This is a genomic window from Pseudoalteromonas sp. MER144-MNA-CIBAN-0113 (genome assembly GCF_040308965.1).
Lineage (GTDB): Bacteria > Pseudomonadota > Gammaproteobacteria > Enterobacterales > Alteromonadaceae > Pseudoalteromonas > Pseudoalteromonas tetraodonis.
Genome location: NZ_JBEOOG010000137.1, coordinates 1 through 3,999, shown reverse-complemented (window position 1 = coordinate 3,999; position 3,999 = coordinate 1). Strand labels below are relative to the sequence as shown.

The following is a 3,999-nucleotide window of genomic DNA, read 5'->3' as shown; positions in this document are numbered from 1 at the left end:
CGCTTTCCTATTTTTTTGTCAACACTTAATTTTGTTAAACTTGAAAGTTTTCGAAACTAAGTTTTACTCAACTCACTTACCGTTTGTTCAGCGCTTTTCATTGCTGCCTGCCGGGTCAGTGGATGCGCATTATAGGGATATTCTGGAGAGGGTCAATGCTTTATTTCAGTTTTATTAAATTAATTTCAATTTAGTACAATAACCATACAAACAAAGGGCTACAGGGCTGTTTTTGATTAAAAAGCATTCACATAAGGCATGATTATTGACAGGGGAGGAAGTAAAAGCGATTTATAGATAACCGCTACATCGCTTTTACTTAAAACTTTACTAATTACTGAGTTGTTATTTCCCATACGGCAATTGAGCCTGAGATTTCATTACCGATTATAAGCAGTGCTTCGTTTGTTGCACTTTGCGCTGCAGAAACAAATGTCATTCCTTCAGGAGCGAGATCGCCACTTATATCTGCACTTGGTTCTAAACCACGATTATAAAAGTAGTCTTGAAATTTCACATCATAAGGGTTAGTTATATCAAACACCATTATTGTGCCCATACGCTCTAAACCAACAAAAGCAAATAACCTATCGCCAACCTCACCTAATATTAGCGCTTCGGGTTCTGCCCCTTTATCATCTGAGCGTGTATCGCCTTTATTTTCATCTTCGTTATTATTGAATGCATTGCCATGAACAGAAGCGGTTACTCGTGCAATTTGATCGCCTGAGTCAAACACCACCAGCCCATTGCTATCCCAAATGGTAAATGAACGTGCGCCATAGGCATAAAGAGATTCGTATTGGCCATCGTTATTTTTATCACCTTTTACCGTGGTGACTTTCAAGCGACCAATGTCGTTATCATCGTTATTTAAGTAATCGAAGTTAGCTGCGAGAGCTAGATCTTCTACGCGGCTTTCATCTATATATGCCAAACACCCATCTTTAGCGTCATAATCAAGGCCGCCCTGAGCGATGCAATCAGCTTCATCGCTTGCATCAAAAAAGTATTCGCGTGCATCACCCTCGTTGGCAGATACAATAAAGTTGGCTCCTTTCCAACTAAAACTTGCAATTGTATCTGGCTGATACATGCCATATAAACCAGGGTATGATTTAAAGTTAACACCGCCGTCTTTGTCTGAAGCGTCAAATTGTAAGTTTGACCAATCTTTAAAACCGAGTCCTTTTAGCTCAAGGGAATTATCTTCAAGGTTGATGATGGCTAGAGCGTTATTTTCTTGAATAGAGACATAAGCGTATTTATTATCCTTGGAAATACTCACATATTCTGGCTCTAAATCCATCGCAACCGTGGTATTTATTAAATTACCATTAATAGTACGCCCAGTAGGATTGGCAAACACTAAGCCCTGCGCTTCTAATTCAGCTTGCTTATTATTGTAAGCTTGAAAGTTTATGCTCAAAGCATTATCGGCAATAGTGCCGTTAGTGATATCGATAATGCTAATAGTGCCTTCGGGATCGATACTGTAGTCGCCATTAGGTTCACCTTCATTAGCAACCACTACTTTTGCACCATCATGACTAAATGCCACCATGTCGGGTAGGGCACCTACTGTTACATTTTTAATAAATACTGGTGTATCTCCGCTAATATTGTAAAACGCTATTTGGCCAGCTTCGCCCACGCTTGTAGCAGCCATTGCTACCGCTAATAATTGGTTATTCGCATCGATAGCTATGCTGTTTGCATCGCCAGGCGTATTTTCATTTAGTGAGAGCGTAATGGCAGAGGCTAAGTTGGTCGCGGTTACAATACCTTCGTTATCTTTTACTAATGCCGCAGTGTCGAACGTATCGGCAGGAATGATATTCACAACAGCTTCATCACCAGAGCTATTAATGGCATAAATCCATTTTTTAGAGGCTTGGTAGGCGACTATTTCAGCTGCCCCTTCCGGGCTTTGTGCATTGAGTACTGCGCGGCCAATAAGATTGATATTTAAAGCTGAATTTGCATTAGTGCCGTTTTCACCATTACTACCCGCTGTACCTTGTACACCCTGTGCGCCATTTTGGCCGTCATCATCATCAAGTGAGCAGCCAGTTAATAGTGATAGCAAAGAAAAGGCTATTATTGATTTATTTAACATTATTGTTTTTCTTAGTGTTGTATTTGTTAAATATCAACACACAGGGATGACAACAGTATGGCATTTTTATTTATAGAATATTTAGACAATAAAAAAGCGAGTTATAAAACTCGCTTTTTTGTGGGGGTTAGCTTATTTAATCAGACTGGCCGCTACATATTATTTATATAATCATCGCGCCTTTTTCGAGTTATTTTAATAAACTTTTTTAACTCATCAACGGAAGGCTCAATACCTTGTTGATTTTTCTGTTCAAACCAATCGGTAACATCACTGATTATGACAGAGCCATCTTGTAAGCATAACTCGTCATTTTTTAACCAAACATCGGGACCTCTGAATGATGGACTGGTATACCAATTACAAAAGCTATATCCCTCACGTGTTAATTTAGACTCAATGTAAAAGCTATTAACAATAGATAAAATTATATATAAAGGTATTGCGCGCAGCATAAGCTTTACCATTAACCTTACTGTTTTTTCATTGCGGAAATTCAATACTTTTTGTAAACCTGCCATTGTCATTAAAACAGGAAATGGAGCCATTACTATTATCGGAGCCAACAAGCCGCTTTCTCGAATATAATAAAGCGACTCATCAAAATAAACATTTTCAACAAACCCATAATAAGAGAAATAAAATAAAGCAATTGTAAATAATATAAAAGCAAACAGGCCTATCACAACAGTTAATTTATGCTCGAAGCTTTGTTCTGTAAAACGTTCTTCGGATTTTTCCCATTCTAAAATAGACATTGTTTATAGCTCATTTTTATTACTATTTAGATTTATAGATGGCAACCCAAATAAAGAATTAAAAAAGGCATAGGGATCTTCAGAAAAACCCTTTTTCAGCTTTTTATTTATATTAATTATTCCAGAGTTAATGTCGCTTTCAATTTTTCTCAGCTTAAATGCGATAGCATCTACGATTGGGTCTGTTGAAAAAACCATTGTGAGAACAGTAAAAGCGAGCCCTACACTAACAACAATAATAAGGGGGATTACTGCACTGGTAACAATAACAGCCCCAGCAAAAGCCGTTGCAATATGCGTTACAGCCACTGTCGTAGCTATAGCTGCTCCAACCACGGCCATGTCTACTGCTATACCAGCAACTAAGTCATGCCATGTTTTTTGATCATTTAAAAGGAAGTCTACCGCATGAAACGTTACTGAAATTACCAGAGTGAGCACAAAACCGCCTCTCATCGCTTTTGCAGCTTCTAATTTACCGACTCCTATAGTAAAAAGTTTGGGGTTACTTGCTAAATAACGAGTACCAGTTAAATGAGCTCTGATACCAGGATAAGAAGTTATTATAATAGCGGGAGAGCCGTTATAAACTTTAATTTTAAACTTACCGAAAACATTACCTTGACGCTGCATTACAGTCGCTATAATGGCTAATGCCTTCATATCATCAAATAAAGGGTAGAGCCCTCCTCCAGTTTTTAATGAGTCTTTAATTCGTTTCCATTTACTTGATAGTGAGTTGTGCTTTTCCAGTAAATCATCAAGCCAATCAACTACTTCAGAACGAGATTTACCTTCTTTCATTTTTACAGAAATAATATAATCAACAAACTCTGCTGAGTTCATTTGAATTAGAGTATGATTATTACCTGATAGAATACTTTTTATTTGGCTTTGGCGTTGTCTTTCAACGATTGCCCGGCGAGCATAAGCTGACATGTAACACTTCCTTGAGTTATATTTTAATCCATTATCTAATAGTCTAATTAATTAAGAATATTTAGGCAATAAAAAAGCGAGTTATAAAACTCGCTTTAAATATTTAATCACGGCTAGCGCATTTTAATCCCAGATTCTAACAGGGTTGAGCGATAATCATCGTCTAGCCCTGCCATTTTCTTT

3 protein-coding genes are annotated in these 3,999 nt (G+C 37.5%); all 3 read right to left on the bottom strand.

The genetic code is table 11. The annotated features are described in order from the left end of the window. Positions 1–334: 334 nt before the first annotated feature. Complete coding sequence (locus tag AAEY57_RS18880; protein ID WP_350608541.1) at positions 335–2,119, bottom strand: choice-of-anchor I family protein; 1,785 nt, start codon at positions 2,117–2,119, stop codon at positions 335–337. A 152-nt stretch (positions 2,120–2,271) separates the two neighbouring features. Then, on the bottom strand, positions 2,272–2,877 hold the full coding sequence (locus AAEY57_RS18875; protein ID WP_350608540.1) for a DUF1240 domain-containing protein: 606 nt from the start codon (positions 2,875–2,877) through the stop codon (positions 2,272–2,274). A 3-nt stretch (positions 2,878–2,880) separates the two neighbouring features. Continuing rightward, a complete protein-coding gene (locus AAEY57_RS18870; protein WP_350608539.1) occupies positions 2,881–3,816 on the bottom strand; it encodes a hypothetical protein in 936 nt (311 codons plus the stop codon). Positions 3,817–3,999: the final 183 nt, after the last annotated feature.